The 22,130-nt window shown below is 47.1% G+C and carries 17 protein-coding genes; 4 read left to right on the forward strand and 13 right to left on the reverse strand.

Going from position 1 to position 22,130, the window contains the following annotated elements:
* Window positions 1-305: 305 nt before the first annotated feature.
* From BMZ54_RS00735 to BMZ54_RS00755, 5 genes are all read right to left on the reverse strand, one after another.
* Window positions 306-1,502: an MFS transporter gene (locus tag BMZ54_RS00735; RefSeq protein ID WP_089906246.1), complete on the reverse strand. Its 1,197-nt coding sequence runs from the start codon at window positions 1,500-1,502 to the stop codon at window positions 306-308.
* A 218-nt stretch (window positions 1,503-1,720) separates the two neighbouring features.
* Entirely contained in the window at window positions 1,721-2,599 is an 879-nt protein-coding gene (locus BMZ54_RS00740) for an NmrA family NAD(P)-binding protein (RefSeq protein ID WP_089906247.1), read from the reverse strand.
* A 98-nt stretch (window positions 2,600-2,697) separates the two neighbouring features.
* The gene (locus BMZ54_RS00745) at window positions 2,698-3,609 is read right to left on the reverse strand and encodes a helix-turn-helix domain-containing protein (RefSeq protein ID WP_089906248.1); all 912 of its coding nucleotides are present in this window, start codon (window positions 3,607-3,609) and stop codon (window positions 2,698-2,700) included.
* A gap of 22 nt (window positions 3,610-3,631) precedes the next feature.
* Window positions 3,632-4,108, reverse strand: coding sequence for a GNAT family N-acetyltransferase (locus BMZ54_RS00750; RefSeq protein ID WP_162277444.1), 477 nt, complete (start codon window positions 4,106-4,108; stop codon window positions 3,632-3,634).
* Window positions 4,109-4,115: 7 nt separating this feature from the next.
* The gene (locus BMZ54_RS00755) at window positions 4,116-4,556 is read right to left on the reverse strand and encodes a MarR family winged helix-turn-helix transcriptional regulator (protein ID WP_089906250.1); all 441 of its coding nucleotides are present in this window, start codon (window positions 4,554-4,556) and stop codon (window positions 4,116-4,118) included.
* A gap of 320 nt (window positions 4,557-4,876) precedes the next feature.
* On the opposite strand from BMZ54_RS00755, the gene BMZ54_RS00760 reads away from it, so the two are divergent.
* Window positions 4,877-6,616: an amidohydrolase family protein gene (locus BMZ54_RS00760; RefSeq protein ID WP_089906251.1), complete on the forward strand. Its 1,740-nt coding sequence runs from the start codon at window positions 4,877-4,879 to the stop codon at window positions 6,614-6,616.
* Window positions 6,617-7,013: 397 nt separating this feature from the next.
* A complete protein-coding gene (locus tag BMZ54_RS00765; protein ID WP_089906252.1) occupies window positions 7,014-9,392 on the forward strand; it encodes a glycosyl hydrolase family 28-related protein in 2,379 nt (792 codons plus the stop codon).
* A 5-nt stretch (window positions 9,393-9,397) separates the two neighbouring features.
* Here the strand turns inward: BMZ54_RS00765 and BMZ54_RS00770 are convergent, their stop codons facing one another.
* The 8 genes from BMZ54_RS00770 to BMZ54_RS00805 all read right to left on the reverse strand — a co-directional run bounded on the left by BMZ54_RS00770 (window position 9,398) and on the right by BMZ54_RS00805 (window position 20,196).
* Window positions 9,398-9,844: a hypothetical protein gene (locus BMZ54_RS00770; protein WP_089906253.1), complete on the reverse strand. Its 447-nt coding sequence runs from the start codon at window positions 9,842-9,844 to the stop codon at window positions 9,398-9,400.
* A gap of 30 nt (window positions 9,845-9,874) precedes the next feature.
* The gene (locus BMZ54_RS00775) at window positions 9,875-10,885 is read right to left on the reverse strand and encodes a hypothetical protein (protein WP_143080870.1); all 1,011 of its coding nucleotides are present in this window, start codon (window positions 10,883-10,885) and stop codon (window positions 9,875-9,877) included.
* Between the two features lie 19 nt (window positions 10,886-10,904).
* Window positions 10,905-11,714, reverse strand: coding sequence for a peptidase associated/transthyretin-like domain-containing protein (locus tag BMZ54_RS00780; protein WP_143080871.1), 810 nt, complete (start codon window positions 11,712-11,714; stop codon window positions 10,905-10,907).
* A 142-nt stretch (window positions 11,715-11,856) separates the two neighbouring features.
* Complete coding sequence (locus BMZ54_RS00785) at window positions 11,857-13,392, reverse strand: DUF5689 domain-containing protein (RefSeq protein WP_089906256.1); 1,536 nt, start codon at window positions 13,390-13,392, stop codon at window positions 11,857-11,859.
* Between the two features lie 12 nt (window positions 13,393-13,404).
* Window positions 13,405-14,946, reverse strand: a complete 1,542-nt coding sequence (locus BMZ54_RS00790; RefSeq protein ID WP_089906257.1) for a SusD/RagB family nutrient-binding outer membrane lipoprotein — start codon at window positions 14,944-14,946, stop codon at window positions 13,405-13,407.
* A gap of 11 nt (window positions 14,947-14,957) precedes the next feature.
* Window positions 14,958-18,434: a SusC/RagA family TonB-linked outer membrane protein gene (locus tag BMZ54_RS00795; protein ID WP_238386446.1), complete on the reverse strand. Its 3,477-nt coding sequence runs from the start codon at window positions 18,432-18,434 to the stop codon at window positions 14,958-14,960.
* Between the two features lie 163 nt (window positions 18,435-18,597).
* On the reverse strand, window positions 18,598-19,563 hold the full coding sequence (locus tag BMZ54_RS00800; protein ID WP_089906258.1) for a FecR family protein: 966 nt from the start codon (window positions 19,561-19,563) through the stop codon (window positions 18,598-18,600).
* Between the two features lie 69 nt (window positions 19,564-19,632).
* Complete coding sequence (locus BMZ54_RS00805; protein ID WP_089906259.1) at window positions 19,633-20,196, reverse strand: RNA polymerase sigma factor; 564 nt, start codon at window positions 20,194-20,196, stop codon at window positions 19,633-19,635.
* A 177-nt stretch (window positions 20,197-20,373) separates the two neighbouring features.
* On the opposite strand from BMZ54_RS00805, the gene BMZ54_RS00810 reads away from it, so the two are divergent.
* Together BMZ54_RS00810 and BMZ54_RS00815 are read left to right on the forward strand one after the other, a co-directional pair.
* Window positions 20,374-20,937, forward strand: coding sequence for an RNA polymerase sigma factor (locus tag BMZ54_RS00810; RefSeq protein ID WP_089906260.1), 564 nt, complete (start codon window positions 20,374-20,376; stop codon window positions 20,935-20,937).
* An 83-nt stretch (window positions 20,938-21,020) separates the two neighbouring features.
* Window positions 21,021-22,049, forward strand: a complete 1,029-nt coding sequence (locus tag BMZ54_RS00815; RefSeq protein WP_089906261.1) for a FecR family protein — start codon at window positions 21,021-21,023, stop codon at window positions 22,047-22,049.
* Window positions 22,050-22,130 lie beyond the last annotated feature (81 nt).

Consider the following 22,130-nt stretch of genomic DNA (forward strand, 5'->3'; position numbering starts at 1 on the left):
GTAGATATTGTCCTATATGCAAACGATTGCATATAGGAACCAAAAAAACGTGTTGCAAAATTTTACCTCATAAGTAATTGTTGAATTTGAAGAAGGTGGAATAATGGTTTGGCTGATACAATCAATTCGTCATAACGTCATGATCCGGCACATGAATCAACAGTGGAATACAATTTTAAAGGTAAATAAAGGTATTGAAAAAACGCCCCGGGCTGCTTGTTCAATTTTAGCATTTACTCATACTTTTTTCTCATCTGTCATGCTATCCAGCCGCGGTGGGGTTATTTTTCCGCCGGCATCCTTCACTAAGCAACCTTCCTGCTCAAAGGCCGGCGGTCGCTAAATACCAATAGCAACGTAATAACGCCTATTACAAAAAAGCTTAGCACCAGCGGAAAAACATCTGTAACCATTAAATGACTAATAACCGATCCCAGGGATGCGCCAATGCAAAAGAAGTAGGTGCCATAAACAGCAGAGGCCATACCTGCCATGTTTCCCATTGGCTCCAGCGCTAATGCGCTGCTGTTTGGCTCCACAGCTAAATTCAGCGCCATCAGCAGGGCAACCGCAATAAAGAATAAAAACATACCGGGTGGATCGCCCAGAGTGAAGGTAAGCAGCAATAACACACCCGCTACTATCGTATAAATAATAAGGAGTCCCCGGATGGTGCGCCGTGCTCCATACCTGGATGAAAGGCGGGCATTCATTAAGGTGCAAAGCGACATGACCAGCCCCATACCTCCAAAGATCCAGGGAAATAGTTTGGGCCTGCCGTAGATCTCCCCGACAATATGCTCAGAGCTGGAAATGTACGAGCTTAGTCCCGTGAAAAGAGCCGTAGTAACAGTAGTATAACGGAGAAAAGTGCGGTTGCTGATAACTTTACGGATGGATTGACCGAAACCGGTCCAGTTAAGGGAGCTGCGTTGTTCCGGCGGAAGGGATTCTTCCAGCCTGAATGACCAGAGAAAAATAATAACCGCAAACAAAGGAGGCGTAAGAAATACCATCTGCCAGGATGATACAGACAGAATAGCTATTCCCAGGAAGGGCGCCAGCACCGGGGTAAACAGGAAGATGGTAAAGATCAGCGACATAATGCGTGCCATCTGATCTCCTACAAAACGGTCACGTACCCCCGCAATGGTGGTCATAAATACTGCGGATGCTCCTACCCCCGCTACAAAGCGGGCTACAAACATAAGCCCCAGGCTGGGTGCAAAGGCAGCGGCTATTCCACCAATGATATAAAGTGGAAAGCCCACCCGCAGGATGGCCAGGCGTCCGTAACGGTCTGAAAACGCGCCAAAAATGATCTGCGCAGTTTGCCCCAGGAAAAAGAACGTAATGATCTGTGCAGTAGCCGTAGATTCAGGCGGGAGCCCGAAATGTTTCCGCAGCTCCGCAAACACCGGGAGCATAATGTCTATTCCCAAAGCTGTCAGGATCATGGTGCAGGCCGACAGCGCAATAAACTCGCCTTGTTTCATTTTCATAGCTGTGATTATTCAAATTTAGCCCTTACACCTGGATGGCTCACGGGGCAGCATGTACGCGTTCCTGTTAAAGTAGGTAAAGCTAATGTCTAAATTTATATGTTATAGGGTATTTATTAGACATTATAATGGGGAGATCCGGACGGGGCAAAAGAATAATACATTAAAAAGGCTGTCCCTTTTTGGGACAGCCCTCTGTATAAATATAATAACCTGTTTTAAAAAGCAGCGGCAAACTCCCTGGCAAAAGTTTCCAGCTTTATTTTTCCCATGGCAGCCGGTTTATGCAGTTCATAATCCGTCATCAATGCACCGCTATGGAGGCTGGCGCCCGTTTCTACAAGCTTGGCAGCAATATGCACCGGCATTCCTTTCTTCTCTAACCTTTCCTGCATTTGTTCATTGGTAAAGGTTAGCCATTTCAGATCCGGCTTGCCAATGGCAGCGCCTAAGATGCCCGCAATTTCATTGGCAGTACGCTCATCGCTTATTACGTACCGCACATTCTGTCCTGTAGCAGCTGTTTCCAGCTCGTCCAGCGCAGCAGCAGCAATATCTTCCGGGTGCACCAATATCAGCTTATCATCTCCACCATAGTTCGCAGCCATAAAGCCCTGCTCTTTTATTGTATCTGCAAGATTGTACAAATTATAATAAAAGTAACCTGCGCGCAAATGCGTAATAGCTACGGCTGACAGCCTATTCAGTATGCCCTCTATTTTATGGGACCCCAGGATGAACCCTGAATCTTTTTCCAGGTGAGCGCCATAACTGCTCAGGTGTACCACACGCTTTATACCCGACTGTTGAATGGCTTGTGCATAATTGCTGCCTATTCTGCTGTAATAGGCTATCTGGTCAGGTTCAGCATAATTTGGCGGCACCATGGCAAACACGGCGTCTGCACCGGTGAGAACAGCTGCCAGGAAATCAACATTCTCCAGCGAGCCAATAGCAGCCGTGGCACCCAGGGCTTCTATGTCCTTTTGCTTTTCCGCTTTACTGCTGATCACGGTCACCGTGTGTCCTTTTTGTACCAGCCCCTTTGCCAGTGGCAGGCCAACATGCCCTAACGAACCTGTTACTACAACTTTCATAAATGTTTCGCTTTTGTTTGTACACAAAGGTCCCACCCGCAGGATTTATTCCTGTAGCTTAATCTCAGGTTGTTGTAGCCGTTTCTTTAGTATACCTGTTAATTGAAAGATTGCCGGAATTCCAGCGGCGAAAGGCTGGTTTTGCTTTTGAATAATTTGCTGAAAGACTGTGAATGCTCAAACCCTAATTCATAGGCAATTTCACTGACGGATAAAGTGGTAGTGGATAATTTCTCTTTTGCCTTTTCTATTAACTTATCGTGTATGTGCTGCTGGGTGCTTTGACCCGTTAATACTTTTAGCAATACGCTTAGATAATTGGGGGATACATTTAATGCACCGGCAATATATTGCACCGTTGGCAATCCCTTTTTTGCCAGTACATCACTGTTAAAATATTCCGCAAGAATATCTTCCAGCCGACCCAGGAGCTTGTGGTTCGTAATTTCCCGGGTGATAAACTGGCGCTGATAAAACCGGTCGGCATAGGTTAGCAATAATTCAAGCTGGGCGATAATTACTTTTTTGCTGAACTTATCAATATTTGCGTGGTATTCCTGCTCAATATGCTGTATAATACCGGTAACCATTACTTCTTCCTTTTCTGAAAGGTGCAGGGCTTCATTTACTGCGTAGCTGAAATATTCGTACTGCTTTATTGTTTTGGCTAAGGAGGTGTTCCATAAATAATCAGGATGCACCAGCAGCAGCCATCCTGAATGTTTTAGCTCTTCCTCCGCCTCAATAGTAAATACCTGGCCGGGAGAAATAAAGATCATTATTCCTTCGTCAAAGTCATAGTCCTGCTGACCGTATTTCATTTTGCCATTAAAATTCCTTTTAAGCGCTATGGAGTAAAAATTATGGGTAAAGCTATAGGCATGTTCATCCATGCGTTTGACGTCTTCAAAACTTATGACGCTGATCAATGGATGTGCTGGTTTTGCAATCCCGATGAGTGCATGATATTCAGTGATTGTTTTAATATGTGTAAGCGGTGTATTTTTCATGACCATTTACTTTCCATCAAAATTAATCAATCAGCTTCTTCTCCATATAAATAGTTCCTGCAATAGGGTTATGCCGGTAGGCATCAATCGTGTAAAATCCCAGGTGATGATACAATTCCTGTGCCTTTTCCTGCCCGGGAACGGTGTCCAGCCTGATATATTGATAATGTAACTTTTTTGCGGTGTCTATTGCCAATGCCAGCAATTCCTTCCCGATCTTAAGGCGCCTGAATGCGGGTTTTACATACAGCCGTTTCAGTTCTGCGGTATTTTCAGAAAGTTTGCGGATACCGGCGCAGCCAACTGCCTCCTTATTATAAATACATATTAATAATGCCCCTTCGGGAGGCTGATACTGCAGGCTTATGGCCGCAAGCTCATTTTTGAATCCCTGGAATCCAAGATCAAAATAAAGAGAGGCCGCATATTCTTCAAAAAGCTTTTTCCCATCCTCAAAGTCCTGCGCAGTCTCCGCTATTTTAAAATGAATGTTTTCCATTTGTATTTTATTTTTCCGCATTCCCTTTTTCCAGCAGCTGCTTCACCTGCATAATTAACCCTGCCAGCTGTTCCCGCTCTTTTGTATCCAGGTGCTTAACCAGGCTTTTCACCTGCTCATCTGACTGGCGGTTAATATCTGCGGCTATTTGCCGGCCTTTGGCGGTAAGCGCCAGGGCAAAGATCCTTTTATCTTCTTTGGACTGATTCTTCTTCAGGATGCCCTGTTTTACCAGCTTAGCCACCATCCGGCTCATGTAACCTTCATCTATTTGCAGCTTTTCCTTTATGGCCCTTGCGGTGATGCCTTCCTGTTCGTTCACCTCATAAATAATCCTGGCTTCTGTGAGTGAATAATCGCTTTCCAGGATGTGGTTATTGACAACGCCCAGCACCGTTGTATAAAACCGGTTAAAATCGCGCAGGGTATTTACCAGCTCTTTTTTCATGAAACAAAGATAAAACACAATACTTGACAAAGGCAAGTATTATGGCGGTTTTTTAGTACTTGATAAAATGGGCTGTAGATTTATAGGCAGGAACATGAGAAAAAGCCCAAGCCAGGTGCGGGATCTATAGAACGAAAAACAAACCCGCGAAAATCCAGGTATTGCGCGGGTTTTATAATTAAGTATTAATAAAGCCTACCCAATCGAAAACTCAACGTTTCGGCTCACGATAAAAAAAGAAAATATCATTCCACCCCAAAAAGGATATAAATTTGGCAGCTATGCATTGTAACTTTCTCAAATAACCCATTATCTAAATTATGAGGATCATCCCGTTAATGATTTCCGTACTGCTTGGTGCAGCTATACAAACCAGCGCCCAAACCTATATTACCCATGCCAATGTAGTAGATGTGATCTCACAAAAGATCCTGCCCGATCAAACAATTGTGATACAGGGTAATACCATTCAGCAGGTAGGCGCTTTTCAAAAAATTAAAGTCCCGCAGGGCGCCACGGTTATTGATGCCAGCGGCAAATGGGTAACACCCGGCCTGGTGGATGCACATGTCCATTTTTTTCAAACCGGGGGACTGTTCACCCGCCCGGATGCCATAGACCTGCGTAAATACCAGCCCTATGAAAAAGAAATGGAGTGGTATAAAACACATATGGAAGAACAGCTGCGCCGTTATATATCCTGTGGTATTACTACTGTGCTGGACCTGGGCGCTACTTTTAATCTGCTGCATATGCGCGACACTTTTGCCGGTAAATGGTATAGCCCGCGTATTGTGATGGCAGGGCCGCTGATCTCAACTGCGTATACCCCCAAACCGTTTGACCAGCTGGATACATCAGATGCGCCTATATTCCCGGTGAATACTCTTGAAGAGGCTACCAAAGCCACACAGCAGCAATTTAGCTACAAGCCGGACATGATCAAGATCTGGTACATTACAGACCGGCAGGATCCTGAAGGCAGCGCAAGAAAACGGGAAGCTATGGTAAAAGCAGTGGTGTCATCTGCGCAGGAGCAGCATTACCGTGTAGCCGTACACGCCACCAATGAGCTGCCGGCGCGCCTGGCCGTGGAAGCCGGCGCCAATTACCTGGTGCACAGTGTAGATAATGCAGTGGTGGATAACAGCTTTATTCAGCTGCTGCTGCAGCACCAGGTAGTGCTGTGCCCTACCCTTACGGTGATAGACAGTTATTTCCAAACCTTTGCGCAACATTATACACCCACTGCGGAAGATCTTGAAAAAGGCAACCCGCAGCAGCTAGGCTCCCTGCAGGAATTAGCCGCCCTGCCGGATACAGCTACAGGGGAAACCTATAAAACCATAGCCGCAAAGCGGGCAGGTATTAATGCAAGGAACGATTCCATTAGCGCGGTTAATCTGAAAAAGCTGGCAGATGCCGGCGTGCCGGTAGCAACGGGTACTGATGCCGGTAACATTGGCACCCTGCATGCTTCCTCTTACTTTAAAGAACTAAGAGCCATGCAGCAGGCAGGCCTTAGCAACTGGCAGCTCCTGACCGCCTCCACCATTAACGGCGCTAAAGCCGCGGGCAGGGAAAAAGAATTTGGCAGCATTACAGCAGGCAAGGCAGCGGACCTGCTGATCCTGAAAGGCAACCCGGTAACCGACCTGCAGCAGTTGCAGCAGGTAGCTTATGTAATAAATCACGGCGCCATATTGCAGCCGGATACGCTTGTTGAGAGCACGCCTGCGGATATTGTACAACGGCAGTTAAATGCCTACAATGCGCATGATATAGATGCCTTCCTGGAATACTATGCAGAGGATGCCATAGTGTACAGCTTCCCGGATCAACCGCTGGCAAAGGGCAAAGAAGCGATTAGGAAAATGTACGGATTCCTGAAAAAAGTACCGGGGCTGCATGCTACCCTTACCAGCCGCATGGTACACAATAATATAGTAATTGACGAAGAACGGTTAAGCGTACCCCGCGACCGGAAAGGCCGGTACGGCATTGCTATTTATACCGTGGAAAACAAGAAGATCAGTAAAGTGTATCTTATCAGTAAATAACGCTTGATGTGCTAATGTGCATTCACCAGCACATCAGCACATTAATTCATTAGGCTCATCACCTTTTCCATATCCCGGTCCCTTTTTTCCACCACATCCTGCGGCTCGTACTCCACGTCATAATCCGGCCTATGAATACCGCATTTTTGCACGGGGCTTTCAAGGTATATCCATCTAAAACAGGCCATAGACCGTATAAAATAAAACCTTTATTCCCCAAGCCTAAAGGCGGTTTCCTTAAAATATTATTAAAATAGTACCGGGAAACCCGCGCCAGGCAATTATCTTATTTTGAGATCGTTAATTTTTGGCAGCCGGTGGTTATTTGGCCTGATATTAGGTTGCTTAAATAACGCTCCGGCCTTAGAACCATTTCATTAAAAACGGGGACCCGCATATGCCAGCATTAAAACCATATCGCAAGCTCGCAGTAATAGCCGCTTGTACGCTGCTCACTTTTGCCGCACAGGCGCAAAACGCTAAGAATGGCAGCAGCAATTCGCCAAAGCTTTTCCAGGTAACCACCGCAGAAACACTGCCGGGAGATGCCGTACTGGTACGGGGTGAAGACCTGGACAAGGTAACACAGGTACAGGTAGCCCGCCTGACCGATGATAATGTGGACAATATTCCTCCGGCTTATATGCCCCTTCCCCGGGAAGATGATGCGCTGGACCATGGCGGTACGGACCGCAGGGCAAAAGATGCAGCTGAAAATAAATACCAGCCGGCAGATAAGCTGCTGCAAAACAGCCAATCCCTCAAATTCGTAATACCGGCCACCTGGAAGGAGGGCGTATATAGCGTAAGGCTCACGGATGCCGGCAGCCAGGCTACGGATTTTTATGTGAATGTACCCCAGGTGAAATGGGTGATCAGTGAAGAAGGATTGAATGTAACTGCCGGCAGCTACTTGCGTGTGCAGGGTAAAAACCTGCAAAGAAAAGGCCTTACCGGGCAGGTAGTACTGATCTCAAAAGAAAGCAAGCAGGCAATAAGGGCTAAAGTGGCGAATGCTTTTGACGATTTTTCTGTGAGCGTGAATATTCCCGGCAGCATAAGCCCCGGCGCTTACTATTTATACTACCATAACGGCCAGGGAGGTAAAACTGCGTGGAGCGAGCCTTTACAGGTAAACCTAGTGAACCCCTCCCCCAATAAATGGGATAAAAAAACCTTTAACGTAAAAGATTATGGCGCCAAAGGCGATGGGGTGAATAATGAAACCAGCGCTTTCCAGTCGGCCCTGGATGCAGCCAAACAGCAAGGCGGCGGCACCGTGTATGTACCGCATGGGCGCTATATGATAACCGCTGAATTACAGCTGCCGCCCTTCACCATGCTGAAAGGCGAATCCGCCGCTGCAACACAGCTGTTCTGGAACTCACTGGGCTGGGACTATGGCAAATTACCTAATAGCCTGATCAGCGGCACCCATCACTTTGCCATAAAAGACCTGAATATATGGGCCACCAGGGCCTGGGGCATTATTATGCAGAACGGGCCTATGGAGGAAATGGGCAATGTGCTGCTGGAAAACCTGGTAGTACGGCAAAGCGCGCAAATGAGCAGCAAAATGTACCGTACAAAAGCCAGCCGTGATTCTGTTGATGCAGAGCTAAACAGCCGCTGGACCAAAACCGGTATTGTAATACGGGGCGACAACCTGAAAGTGCGTAACTGCGATTTTAATGCCAGCGGCATGTACACCGTTGCCGGTACCGGCTTTATACAGCATTGCCGGTTCACAAGGAACAATACCGGCATTAACCAGCCTTACATGACCATCCAGTCCAAAGGATTGATATTTGAAGACTGTTATAAACAGGCAGATGGTTACGCCTACGGTGCAACGATCGTGGAAAGCCGGGACCTGTATGAAGCAAGGAACATTATACCCTTTGATTATACCAATGACCGTGAGGTAATGACCCTGGATGGCGGCGGTGGCGCTTATGCCGGCCCGGTGGCTAGCGCAAACGGCAATACCATTAACCTGCCGGGCGGCAGCATCCAGGCGCCGGCCAATAAATGGAACGGCGGCGGCGTATTTATTATTGAAGGCAGGGGTGCCGGGCAGTTCAGGCGCATTACCGGCCATACGGCCGATGCTGTTCAGCTGGATCAGCCCTTCCTGGTAGCGCCCGATGCCAGCTCTGTGATCAGCATTACCACTGTGCGGCAAAATTTATACTTTGTAAATAACGAGGTTACTGACGGAGGGGCGTACCAGTTATACGGCTCTGCCCAGAACTGTGTAATAGCCGGTTTAAAAATGCGCAGGAGCGGTGGTATTGTATGCCGGGGCTCTTTGCTGTATCATGGCAAGCAGCCCAGCTGGTATAATGATGTGGTGGAGTGCGAGCTGCGTGAGGGCAATTACAGCCACTGGTACGGCACCGGCGATCAGCATTCCGGTTACCAGAGCATTAATCTCATTGGCTCCGGTGGCGCCGGTTTAAACATAGGAGCGCTGGTACGGCGCAACCGCTTATATGATTACAGCTGTATCATCACCTCTACCGGTAAAGATCCTAATTCCGTTACGGATGTCATTATAGAAGATAACAGCATCAACACCGCCAAAGAGGCCATCACGCTGGGCGGCGTAGGTACCAATACTTCCAATGTGCTCATCCGCAACAACCATTACGGGAATGTTGAAAAACGTGTAAATGCCAACCAGGGGCTTAAACAGGCCAGCTATATGATCATGGAAGATGGCGCTTCGCCCGTGAAGAAACCTGCTGCCCCGGGCAATAACAATAACCAGTAATTGCTTTAGAATCCTTGTTTAAGCACCAGGGAATCCGTATGGTCTGCGGTGTTCAGCATCCGTAATAACACCGGCTTGCGTAAGGTATCCAGCAATCCGCTATAAGCAGTGCCGGCCAGCGGGCCATTGGAATCTATGCCATCAATAGCTTTACGCTCATCGTCTGTAAGATAATGGATGCTCACTTTCAGGTTATCAAAGGTGCCTTTCAGCAGGAATGTTTCCCCCGGGGTATTTTCATTGATATCCAGGTTGCCGGTGCCCTTGGTGCTATCTACATTAGAGACATTAAAGAAAAAAAGGCCGGTGGGTTTGCCTTTTACCACCTCCCATTGATTGGAAAAATTGTGTACATAATTGCCTACCAGGTTTCCCAGGTCACCCAGGGAATCACCGCAGGAAACAGCCAGTAATAGCGCTGCCGCTAAAAGTACAGAGGGGATGCTTTTCATAAAAAAATTTTAGAGGTTAAACAAAAACTGTCATTCTCCCTGAAAATCTCTCTTTGCTCTAAGGTTGGTTACAAAGCCTTTAATTTTTACGTCCAGGATCCCAATGTTATTATCAAAAACAGGCAGAATGCTGTTTAATTCCAGGGTCAGCTCCTGTTTTAAAGTGTTCCGCTTTTTTTTGGATGGCTCATTCAGGTAAATATTTATTTTCCTGATCAGGGAAGCATTCAGCGGTATAATGCTGGCCCGGTGTATATTATTAATGGAAAAATCAACCAGGTTATGATAGCTCATGGACAGCTCATAGCTTTTCCAGTAGTCCAGCACGGCTTTTTCACATTCGGCGTTCGTATTATTAAGCTGGTTGTAGTATTGGTTATATACTTCTATCGTAGAATCCAGCAGCTTGAATGATTTGGGATTTTCCAGTGAATACATCACCAGGTTCTGAAAAGCATCTCTTACATCCTTTGCTTCGTTCAGGTAACCTTCCAGGTTCCCGGATATAATGCCAAAGTATTTGTCCCTGCCGTCCATTAGCTCGCGTGCAGAACGCAGATCGCTTTCCGTTACTTTAAAATTTTTCATCACCGTTTTCAGGATGGTGTCCTGCTTGCTGAGCATTTGGGTATACATGGCCTGGTCTACCCGCCTGATGCTATCCATTTCCTTCCTATCCATTTTCTGCTGCCGGTATAATTTGGTTATTTCTTCCGCGGCTGCCGCTTCTTTTTGGGATGAGCGCACAATAGTAACGGTAGTTATAATATCAGCATTGGGTGGCAGGTAAATGGTTTCATTGCCAACAATGGTGTACTCCCTTTCATCTACCGGGCGTATATTGATGGGTGGCGCATTACGGTTGTCCAGCGTAATGTAGGCCATTCCCTGCGTGTTGGTGGATTGCCGGCTGCCGTTAAACAAAAAAGTGATGTTGGCGGCAGCTTTTGTTTTACCGCCGCTTAGCAGCACTTCAAACTGAAAACCGTATTCCTTTGCCTGGGAAAAAGCAGGCAAATTGCAAAATAGCAGCGCTGCCATTATTATCGCGGCCAGCCGGTTAATCATCAATAACAATTTTAATGTTCTTCCCTAAATAGATCTTATCTGAATAGCACATTACCTGATCCTTGAAAACCATAACATCTGTCCGCTCCCCGGGTTTTGCACGGAGGTAAACATGGAACATGCCCTCTTCATCTGTTCGTACATTTTTCAGGTGATCAGAAAATTTTACCGTTGCATTGGCCACCGGTATATTGTTACGCTTAAAAATATATCCTACATACAATGTTGAATCTACCGCCGGCAGCAGCTTAAGCTGTATGCCCCTGGCATCGGGCACCGGCAGCACCGTATCATTATTTTTTGAGATCTTATATCCTTCAATCCTGGAGGTAATGTGAAGGGAGTCTCCCAGGTAATCCCGGTTCAGGTTAGGGAACATAGCCTTCCCGTTCTTATCAATCGTAGCGTTTATAACATCGTTATTAGCAAGAATGCTGATGATGCCTTCCACCATGTTCGGATCACCAGCCGGCGCAGCTACATAAATGGCCATATTAAAAAGCGGGCTTTTTTCAACCGGCCTGAACCGGTAACCAATGAGCAGTATAAGAAAGAACACCACTGCAGGCCCGGTTAATTTCAGGTTGCCTTTCATTACAGTGCCGGAATAGGAAGCCGCGCTCCTGAGCACTCTGGTAAGTAAATAAGTAGCGCCCAGATCACAGATCACAAGCAGGAAAAAGAAAGTAGTTACCGGTACCTCAAACCTGGACCTATAATTTGACAGCACTAAAATGAACAGGAATACGATGGATAAACCAAGCAAGGTTACAAAGATCCATGGGGTTGCTCTCTTATTCATGTTGGGGCTTAATAACTAAGCAAATCTAAAGAAAATAAGTGGAGTTCTGCCACATGCTTTCCAAGCAATACCCGTGCAGGCTTAACTAAAAAAGAGCGTTGCACGGGTTGCAACGCTCTTTTTTATAATAACAGGATAGTCATCATTTCAGCTTGGTAGATCCTTCTGCTTCAATTTCAGTCAGCGCAGATGTTTTAGTGAGTGTAATATTATGCTGGCTCCTGGCGGTTGTCCATCGTCCCAAAGACGGACGGTATTCCCCTCCCAGCATATTAAAAATACCCAGGTCAGAGGTATTATAGGTAAGGGCCAGGGTATTGGAACCGCTCCGGTAGAACGGCTGATCCTTCAGCGTAATAGGGTTCTTTACATCATACCAGTCTGTATTGGTAATGCGGTAACCCTGCGCAGGCGGGCCGGCGGTGTATAAGCTACCACCGGTGGATATAAAGATCACATCCACAGGTTCGGTATCAACGGTTACCGTGGTACCTTCAAACACGGCCATTCCAAAAGCATTCCCGCTATTGGCCAGTAAGTTGGTGGTTTTAGTACCAAAATCTGCCCCGCCGTTGGTAGCGTAATTATAGGGGCTTATCCAGTTGGCAGCGCTTATATCCGTTGATGCTTCACCATTGATCATTTTTGCTGTGCCACCTACATAAAAGAAAGTGCCTTTAGCCGCTTTGCCGGATGTAAGGTTAAATTTATAAGTGCGTAATCCCCCGGTAGCCCATCCTTTGGCAGGATAGCCTGTTGGGGTAGAGGCATTGGCATTGTTAGTGGTTACTACAGAAAATGGCGTTACTGAAAAATCAATATCCCGTGTGGCCATTAGCTGTATATATTCATAATTACCATCTGCCTTGCTGCCTTTCACCACGTCGCTCATAAAACCGGTTATCAACACCGGCGCAATGGTGATGGTGGAGCTGAGCACTACTACATCACTGGCTTTGCGCATACGGAGCTGGGGTACCAGCGCGCCATCTTTCCCGGCTGTATTGAAAATAATCCCGTAAAAATTGGCAAGCACCGGCGCTGTAGTATCGGCAAAAGCAGCAGCAGCTTCTGTATGCAGCGTAATATTTCCGAATCCATCGTTCAGGATCTTATCACCCGCCAATACCTCACCGGGTGCCGGCAGGGGATCAAAACCGCCTTTTACAATTACGGATAAGCTGCTTTCATACTCATCGGGATTAGCCAGTATAGTGCTGGTAGAGATCTGGTTGGCAAGGACCGTACTTCCGGTAGCCACCCTGTTAATTTTTTCTTTTGTAATACCGGTGATCTGCAAAATGCCATCCACTCTTTTCAGCACGCCGCCCGTTACTTTAATAACAAGGGAATCACCCGGTACAAAATCAGCAGCCGCATCGCCCAAAGGAATAGCAATGCCTCTCAGCTTTGATAAACGGCGGTTGTCCTGCACTATCAGCAGCCCCGCCGGCAGGTTGCCGCCGGAATGGTCTGATACCACCACGCCGGTAATGTAGTCAGAGCCGAACAGGTTGTTGGTAGTAAGGTTTACATCCTGCCCTTTATACAGGTTCCTCACATCAAATATGGCAATATAAGGGCTGATCTGCCCACCCGGATAATTATCTTTTTTGCATCCCCCTGAAAAAACAGCTGCCACTAACAGGAAGGCATATATGATTATCTTCTTTTGCATTGTATTATTTTTTTAAGGTTTTTGCCACCATACCTGGGTGGATATTTCATCAGGGCCCTGCACGGCCACGGCCTGTTTATAATTGGTGGGATTGGTAGATTGCACATACACCGGGTAGTTCATCCGTGCGGGCATTATGCCACCATTTTTCAAACCGGTTCCCTTGGGCAATACCGGGTGGCCGGTGCGGCGGTACTCAAACCATTGCTGCAGGTCGGCCAGGAACAACGCATAATATTTTTGCAGATGGATCCTTTCCATCTTGTCATTCAGCGAAGCGCCTTCGTCCCACTGGATATCTGCTGCTGCCAGGTACTCATCAATGTTGTGAATAGTCGTTTTAACGGTATCCGGCCAGTTGGGCAACCAGAGCTTAATGCTGTTCAATGCACCATTATTGTAATAAGTGCCTGCAGCGCCGCCTATCCAGCCTTTTACAGCTGCTTCAGCCAGCATGAACTGTACTTCGGCATAATTCAGCATCATACCGGTAAGGGGATCGGTTTGTAAAGAAACAGCAGAGGTATAGGAATAGAAATAGCACTTTTTTACCGGGAACTCACCCGGCGCATAACCACTGGCCACGCCCTGGTAAGAGCCTGAGTAAGGGGCAATGCCCCACCTGTTAAAAGTATTATCGGTGCCATAAACGGGAATATCAATACGCGGATCACCCCAGCTGCGCAGGTGATCAATGAAAAAGCTGGCAATGGCAGGCGTTCTGAAATCCTGCTCCCTTACGCTTGCATAGAAAGGTGAAACATAAGGGCCTGCACCGGTCCATTTCAAAATGGCCGATTCCGCATTGCTGGATATCAGCGGATAATTACCGGTGTTTGTTTCCGCTATTTCCTTAATTTTTGCAATACACTGCTCCGCTACTTCCGCTTTGCCGGAAAGGCGCAGCAGCAGCCGCAAATACAGGGAGTTACCGAACTTGCGCCATTTGCTCACGTCCCCGTTATATACCGGGTCGCTGGTAGCCTTAATAGCAGTACCTGCGCTCAGCAGGGAGTTGGCAGAGTCCAGCTTCTTAAAAATATCCAGGTAAATATCTTTCTGCCGGTCAAAAGCAGGTTCCAGGATGGAGGAGTCCCTGCCGGAGTTGGCCTGGGAATAAGGCACATCACCATAAGTATCTGTAAGCATGGAATAGATCCACGACTGGCAGATCAATGATATACCCATGTAGGATGCATTGTAGTTCAGCTCCTGGCTGGCGGTTTTATAAATATCCTTAAAATTGGTAAGCTCCGTATACCAGCCGTTATACAAATAATCGGATGTGTTATCACGGTAGTCATACCGGAACACCTGCCCTTCTGCCTCGTTCATGTTCACGGTCACCTGCATCAGCTCATTGTTGAAGTCACGGTTCCGCCGCATGTTGTACGTTAAGGTGTTTACCAGTGCGGGCGCCAGCAGCTGTTCCGGCAGGGCCTGTGTGGTATTATTCGGATCGGTATTGATCTCTTTGAAATTTTTAGTACAGGCGGCCAGCAGCATAGTGCACAAGCCTGCAGCCACCATTAATTTATGTATGATCTGTTGCATTATTTTTCAGATTAAAGTCCAACAACCAGGTTAATGCCATAGGATCGTGTGGAGGGGAACTGCCCTACCTCAAAACCCGTCAGGATATCCGATCCGCTAAGCGTACCAAATTCAGGATCGAACATGGGCCATTTTGACCAGGTATACAGGTTGCGGCCATAGATCCCTATCAGCAGCTTCTGCAAACCCAGTCTCCTGAGCATTTGCGAGTTCACGGTATAATCCAGGCGGGCTTCCCTGAATTTTACAAAATCGGTGCTGAAGGTGCTGCCTTCCGCATTATCCGCGCCCCAGTGGGAACGGTAGTAGCCATCTACATCCGTTGCCGTTACATCATTCTTACGGTATTTACCATCAGCCTCCATTATTACACCATTGCCGATAATTCCGCTATACCTTCCGGGCAGTGTTTTCGTCAGCTTGCCCTGTTCCACCATCTTGTAATGCATCAGCGAATGCGCTACGGCGCCATACTGAGCATCGAACAGCAGGCCTAAATGAAATTGCTTATACTGGAAATCGTTGCTGAAACCCAGCTTCCATTTGGGAGTAACATTACCCAGGTATTTCACATCTTCTGAAAGCAGCGCAAAACCTGTATTAGGGTCATATACGATCTGCCCATCCGGTGCGCGTACATAACCTTTTCCGTACAGCGCGCCCATAGTGCCGCCTTGCTTGGCTACGATCTGGCCGCCGCCTACGTTACCGGTACGCAATACCACTGAGCTATCTGCCAATTCCTTAATGATATTACGGTTTGAGGAGAATACGATATTGGTGTTCCATCTAAAATTCTTTATGGTTAAGGGCGTACCATTCACAGCCAGCTCTATGCCGCTGTTGTTCACCTTACCCACGTTAATGATCTCTTTCGCATAGCCGGAAGCACGGTCCACAATACGTTCCAGGATCTGGTCTTTGGTACTGCCGGTATACAGGGCCAGGTCAAAGCCCAGGCGGTTATTGAGCATTTTTACATTCGCACCTGCTTCATAGGTAATAGTGCGCAGCGGTCTCAGGTCCGGGTTAGCCAATGTGGTAGGATTGTCTAATCCACCATTGTACTGGCTTCCGGCAGTGGGGTACGTATAGGCGGTACGGTAAGGTATGGTTTGCCCGCTGCCTACGCTGGATGCGGAGAACCGCACCTTTGCAAAGTTGACGAACTTTGGCAGCGTCCATACTTCAGATGGAATAAAGCTCAAGCTAACAGAAGGATAAAAGAATCCTGCATTGTCTGTACGGTCCGGGGAAGCCAGCACACTGTTCCAGTCCTGGCGGCCGGTGAGGTCCGCAAACAAAAAGTCTTTATAGCTAGCTGTGATCATGCCGTAAAAGCTGTTGATCTTGTATTTACTTTTCCAGGGCATGGTCACTAAAGGACCGGCTGCATTGGCCATGGTATAGATGCCGGGATACACGAGCGAGTCTGCACGCACCTCATCCCTGTTATAGTTATTGGTAAGCGTGCTGCCGCCTGCGGTTATGGTAAAGTCAAAATCCTCATTTACTTTCTTTGCATATTTCAGCAGGAAGTCGCTGCTGGCTTCCATAGAAAAAATATTCTGCGTGCGGTAGCTGCCATGAGGGTATTTTGTACCGGCATCATAAGGACGTTTCTGCTCGCGCCCTTCATAGCTGAAGTCTACAGATGATCTTACCAGCAGGCTTAATTCATTGGTGATGCTGTACACTGCCTGCACATTGCCTGTGGCCCCGTGCCTGTTAGAGCTGTTGATAAACTCATAGGCTATTGCATAGGGGTTTTCCGGATAGGAGCTATATGGATATTTTATGGCGCGCCCTTCCTGGCCATTTGCCCAGTAGTTCTTCAGCCAGTCTATATTGGCATTGGGTTGCCAGAATATGTACCAGTACATGATAGACTGGTTGCCATAGCCTGATCCCGGCAGGTTATCGCTCCACTTATTGGTGTAATTGATCTTGGACGAGATCTGCAGCTTATCATTCACTTTTGAGTTTACAGACAATGCAACAGTATTCCGTTTATAGCCGGTATTGGGTACTATCCAATCGTTGGCAACATTGGTAAAGGAAAAACGTGCAGTGGTTTTATCAGTACCACCATCCAGGCTAATGGTGTTGGTGAGGGTTTGCCCGGTGTTAAAGTACTTGTTTATATTTTTATAAGGCACCCAGGGTGTTCTTGTAGTGCCCTGCGCCTGTGTTACGGGATCATACTGGTAAAATTGCTGTCCATCAAACCGTGGGCCATAGGCAGAGCTGGTACCGCTGGTGCTGGCGCCGTCAGCAGACGCGCCATAAGAATAATAATCCGCACCGGCCAGTCCCTGTCCGTATTCATACTGCAGGTCAGGCCAGCGGTTCACCTGCTCCTTGGATGCGTTGGAGGTAAAGGTAACGCCCCATCCTTTTCTTCTGCTGCTGCCTGATTTTGTAGTGATAATAATGGCTCCGTTAGCGCCGCGCTGCCCGTACAGGGCTGCTGCACCGGGGCCTTTCAGCACGGTAACTGTAGCTATATCTTCCGGGTTAATATCATTTAAACCAGTGCCATAATCTGCCGGCATATTATCGCTGCCGGTGCCATATGCACTTTCACCTGCAACGCCGGTACGGCGGCCGCTGCCCTGGTTTATTACCACTCCATCCACTACTATCAGCGCTTCATTATCGCCGGTAAGGTTATTCTCGCCGCGCAGAATAATTTTATTGGAACCGGTGGGTCCTGCATTTGATCTTACCAGGTTAAGGCCCGCTACTTTTCCGGATAAAGCCTCTGTCCAGTTAGCAGGCAGCGTTTCTGTAAGCTGCTCTCCCTGTACTACAGTAGTGGCATAACCCAGCGCTTTCTCTTCGCGTTTTATTCCCAAAGCAGTTACTACTACTTCATTCAGGCCTTTTGAGTCAGGCGCCAGCCGGAGATCCACCACCTGTGTTCTTTCCACGGTGATCTCACGGCTGGTATAGCCTACAAAAGAGAAGATCAGCACACCCTGGTCAGCAGGCAGTGTAATGGTATAAAAACCATTCTTATCACTAACCGTTCCCTGGCGGCTATGCTTAGCTTTAATGTTCACACCTATTAAAGGTTCTCCCTTTTCATCCATTACCCGGCCGCGCACTACAATATCTTCCCTGCTGGCGCCGGCCGGCGTGGTTTTATTGCCCGCCTGTGTATTGGCCAGCTTATGAATAATAATTTTTTCTTTCAGCTGCTCATATCCAAAACCGGTACCGGATAAGATGTTTGAAAGCACCATGGCTACCGTTTCATTCCGGTAGGTGCCGGTGATCTTTTTATCCAGCTTTTTTAATTCAGATGCATCATACATAAAATGAGCGTTGATCTTTTTCTCAATTTTATGGATGGCTGCTGTCAGCTCTTCATTTGCCAGCTCAATAGATATTCTTTTCTCAGCTAATTTCTCCGTTTGGGTAAAACCCATGGCCGGCAGCAGGCATAGAAGCAAACCTGCCATCAGTATGCAGGCGCGCTGCATACGATTGCCCCAATTTGTAAAAACTTTTTTTGTCCGGTACATAAGTATTTATTGTCTGGTTGTTTATGCGTTCACTTATTTTTAAAAATGCGATGCCCCGTTCATTGCTTACAATGAAAAAAATTACGTTCTTAAACTTGCTCACCTGGAGGTGCTGGCTTTCTTAGGGATAGGTTATCCTGATGATCCCTGTTCCTGTTTTTTCCCAATGAATGCCGGTGGCCAGCGCCAGGGCTGCCATCATATCATCCAAACTATCGTTATTACTAAAATCGCCGGAGAACTCCTTGCCGGATGCTACGCCCGGTAATTCCAGCTTTACATTCCATTTTTGTGCAATGGCCTGCAGTACCTGTTCCAGCGGCACTTCCTGAAAAGAAAAGCTATGCCGGGTCCAGGCCATTACCTGCTGTACATCTACAGGCTGCAATGCTGCCTTGTGCGATTGTTTATTATACTGCACCTGCCGGCAGGCTTCCAGCGCTGCCAGTGGTTGTTCTGCGGCGGCTACTTTTACCTTACCGGTTATTACGCTTACGGTAGCAAAGTGTTGTTGTTCCTTTACCACAAAGGAGGTTCCCAGTACAGTTACATCCAGCGTGGGCGTATGTACAATAAAGGGTTTATGTTTATCTGCTGCTATTTCAAAAAAAGCTTCGCCTTCTACGGTAGCTGTGCGCTGTTTGCCACGGTAAGCAACCGGGAAGCTAATAGATGCGCCGGTATTCAGCGTAACCATTGTCTGATCCGGCAGCTGTACTTTTTTTATTTCATAAGGCCCTGCTTTAATGGTGTTCATTGCTACGGGTGCAATGCGGTTTGCCAGCGGCTGCCGGAAGATCCAGCCCAGTGTGCCGGTTGTAATCAGCACCAGGATGGCCGCTGCAATACGTACCAAACGTTTGGGGAACAGCTGTAAGGGCTTCCGCGCTTCAGGTGCTGCGGTTTGGGTAATGGCTTTTAACCGCGGCAGCAGGTGCGCGGCAATGATCTTTTTCTTTTCTGCTGTTAGCTCGTACGCTTTATTGCCTGTTTGTTGCAGCCATTGTTCTATCAGCAGCAGATCCTCATTGGTAGCCTCTCCGTTCAGATATCTTTCTACAACCTGTTCAAACCCGTTTATGTCCATTAAAAAAGCGTCTTTACCTATATGTCCGGTAAAACCACCTTTTAACCATATCCGAATGTTAAGGAAATATTAACAAAGAAAAGTGAACAGCATAGCGTGCTGTAACGACTTCTTTAAGCGGGTTCTGGCCAGGCCCAGCTGGTTGCGTACGGTTTGTTCTGAGAGGGAGAGAACGCGGGCAATGTCGGCCACGGAGCGGTGCTGTTCTATATATAATAAGTATACTTCCCGCATTTTTTCGGGCAGGGATTGTACTTCCTGGTTAACAATAGCCTGTAATTCTTTGGATTGTAATGTTTCAGCGGCATTATCCACAGCGGGCAGCAGGGATTCCCGCACCAGCTCCAGCTTTTCGGGGTTTTGCAGCATGGCTGCGACTTTGTTGATCACTTTATATTTAACGGCGGAGTAAAGATAGGCATCAAAATTTTCGCGGATCTGCAGGGAGTGGCGTTTGGCCCAGAGGCTGGCAAATACTTCCTGCACCACATCTTCCGCATCATCTTCTGATCCCAGCCGCTTCATGGCAAATACAAACAATGATTCCCACAGGCGCAGGTACAGCGTTTCAAATGCAGATACATCATTCTGCTGGATACGTTGCAGTAATTCCTTATCAGTTAGTTCACGCATGTTGGCTAATGAGCAATTGGGAGAACGCTTTTAAAGTGTGAAGTTAGAGAAGGGCAGCGATGCTTTATGTTAAAAGATTATGAAGTTTGGGGGATGGAAAAACTTAATGAGACCATAATACATTGCGCGGTTGCATATTTCTATTTTTGTTCCCATGTTCTGTAAAGGAGGAATGTAATGGACCAGCTAACTGACATTCTATCTATTAAAAAGGGGGATGAAAAAGCCTTTGTAGCAATGTATGAACAGTTTAATGGAAAGGTGTTTAATTTTTTCATTAAACGTAGGTGCGTGCCTGAAGTGGCCAAAGACCTTACCCAGCAATGTTTTATCCGCATACACCATTACAGGGAAAGCCTGTCTGAGCACCATCCGCTTGAAAAGCAGGTATATATTATTGCCAGATCCATCCTCATTAATCACATCCGCCAGGAGAACAGGAAAAAAGCAAGAGAGCTGCAATATTCAAAAGAGCAGTACCCGGGTGGTGAAACCGCTCCTGCTGCAACCAGCCAGTTTGAAATAAATGATTACTTCGAAAAGCTGACCGTCCGCTTATCCCCTACCCTGAAAAGGATTGTTATGCTGAAGGTACAGAAAGGATTATCTAACAAGGAAATAGCGGAAACCTTATCCATCTCAGTAAAAACCGTAGAAAACCATATCACCAAAGCCAATCATCAAATGCGGCAGGTATCTTCCGGGCTGCTTATTTTCCTGCTTATACTGCTCAATGCCTGAGGCATGTGTTAAGGAATTGTTACCCGTAGGGGTTAACTGCCTTTGGCAGTGTACATATAAACGATACACAATAAATTCAGTACATGAAGCCCGATGAGGTATTATTAGCAAAGTTTTATAAAGGAACATGTACACCACAGGAGGCCAGGCAGGTAATGGACTGGCTGCTTGAAAACGAAAATGCTGCTGTGTGGGCGCAGGATTGGGAAACGGCCCCTGAACAGGGCGTATACCCTGATACTTATACTGCCGAAATGCTGCAGGAAGTATATGCGCAGACCTTTGCCAAACAGCCGCGGATCCGCAAAATGCCCTGGCGCAGCATAGCCGCAGCCGCCAGTGTATTATTACTAACAGGCCTGTTCCTGTGGCAGCAGGTAAAACATACCGGTGCACCGGCATCAACTGCGCTTGCCACTGCCGCACCTGTAAAACCGGTATGGAAAGTATACCAGGCGCCTACGGGGAAAACCCTGCAATTGCAGCTGGCAGACGGATCATCCGTAGTGCTTGAACCAGGCGCTTTACTGCAATACGATTCACTTACTTATAATATTAACCGGGAAGTAATGCTGAAAGGCAAAGGGCTGTTTAATGTAGCGGCCAGCGAAGCAAAACCATTCAGCGTAAACACCGGCAGCTTCATCACCACCGCGCTGGGTACTTCCTTCCGGGTAGCCTCCCTTTCCGGCAACAACCTGCAGGTAAGATTATACAATGGAAAGGTAAAGGTGCGGCAAACAGGCAGCCACGTAAATGATGTTTATTTAAAGCCGGGTGAGGAGCTGGTATATGATCCGCACAGCGGTAAAATGCTGGTCAGCGATCTTAATAAGTTTAACAAAATACCGGCGCTGGCAGGTCCGCCACGTAATGGTGTACAGGAATATGAAGATTGTATTGTGTTTGATAACACGCCGCTAAAAGAAGTACTGACATTACTGGAGCAGCAATATCATGTACCTATAACCTACGAGCAGCGCGCGGTTACAAGGATCTATTTTTCAGGCAAAGTAATGAGGGCCGATTCACTGGAGCTGATCTTAAATACGATCGTCCGTATCAACAACCTGGCGCTGCAATCCAAAAACGGGGGGTACCTCATTAAATAGTACGGAATATTTTAACAACCGCCTTCAGGGAAAATGCATACGCTGTATGTGTACAGTACAGCTATTGCATAAACTATAACA

Origin of the sequence: Chitinophaga rupis (assembly GCF_900109685.1) — a bacterium.
Classification (GTDB): Bacteria; Bacteroidota; Bacteroidia; order Chitinophagales; family Chitinophagaceae; genus Chitinophaga; species Chitinophaga rupis.